The following is a 1262-nucleotide window of genomic DNA, read 5'->3' as shown; positions in this document are numbered from 1 at the left end:
GTCCCCCGGCGGCCCGTCCGTTCGCCATCGCCGCCCTCGCCCGCGAGACCGGCCGGGAACGCGGACAGCGCTGACGGCGGGCATGGGCAGGGCGGGCTGAACTCCCGTCCTGCCCATGCCCCATGCCCCATGCTCCGTGACCCGTGCCCCGTGTCCGTCCCGCTCTCGTGCCCGTGTCCTTCCCGTTCCCGTCTTCTTCTCTTCCCCCCATCTTTTCGACAACCGGGATATCACCGTGTCTTCATCACCTTTCCGCAGACGTGTGCCAGGGGCGGTCGTACGCCGCTGGCTCGCCCGCGGCGGACTCGTACTCTCCTTCTCCCTGCTGCCGCAGGCGGTCGTGCCCTCGGGCTACGACTTCGCGGCGCAGGCCCAGCCGGCGGCGAACCGCAAGCTGGAGCACCGGCCCGACGCGAAGATCGACAAGGTCGGCGTGCTCGAGCGGGGCAAGTCCAAGGCGCCCAAGGACAAGGCCGCCCCGGCCTCGCGGTCGACGCACGAGCGACTGAAGAAGGCCGCCTGGCCGACGACCGCGAAAGCGACCGCGCAGCTCCCGGCGAGCGGCGGCGCCGCCTCGGTGAACGTCGGCGGGCTCGGCGTGAAGCTCGCCCAGTCGCCGGCCGCCGAGCAATCGAAGTCGGCCAAGGCCTCCGGCCCCGCCGGGAAGGTCGCGCTGAGCGTCCACGCCCAGGCGGCCGCCCGGAAGGCAGGCGTCAGCGGCGTCCTGCTCACCCTGGCCCCCACCACCGGTGACAAGCTGCGGGTCTCCCTCGACTACTCGTCCTTCAAGGACGTCTACGGCGGCAACTTCGGCCCCCGTCTGCGCCTGGTCACGCTGCCCGCGTGCGCGCTGACGACCCCGCAGAAGAAGGCCTGCCGCACGCAGACGCCGGTGACCGGCGCGGACAACGACGCCGCCACCCAGACGGTGAGCGGCACACTCGCCGCGCGCACCCCGATGCTCCTGGCGGCCGCCGCCGACGCATCGGGCGGCGGCAGCGACTACGGCGCCACCCCGCTGTCCCCGACGGCGACGTGGGAGGCGGGCGGCAGCACGGGTGACTTCACCTGGAACTACCCGCTGCGGGTGCCCCCGGCGACGGCAGGACCGTCCCCGAACCTGTCGATCTCCTACAACTCGGGTTCCGTGGACGGGCGTACGGCCGGGGAGAACAACCAGACCTCGGTGGTCGGCGAGGAGCGGGCCGGCGCAGTCCGGTGGCCACCGCATCGGCGAGCAGCTGCTCGTCCTCGACGACGAG

At 72.9% G+C, this 1262-nt stretch carries 1 pseudogene; it reads left to right on the top strand.

Annotation, left to right across the window (positions count from 1 at the left end):
* Nucleotides 1-235 precede the first annotated feature (235 nt).
* A pseudogene (locus tag ABT300_RS44200) lies at nt 236-1198 on the top strand (hypothetical protein); the annotation flags it as partial.
* Between the last annotated feature and the right edge of the window lie 64 nt (nt 1199-1262).

It is taken from the genome of Streptomyces sp. NPDC001027, from assembly GCF_040299045.1.
Taxonomy (GTDB): Bacteria; Actinomycetota; Actinomycetes; order Streptomycetales; family Streptomycetaceae; genus Streptomyces.
This window is presented reverse-complemented; position numbering and strand designations above follow the sequence as displayed.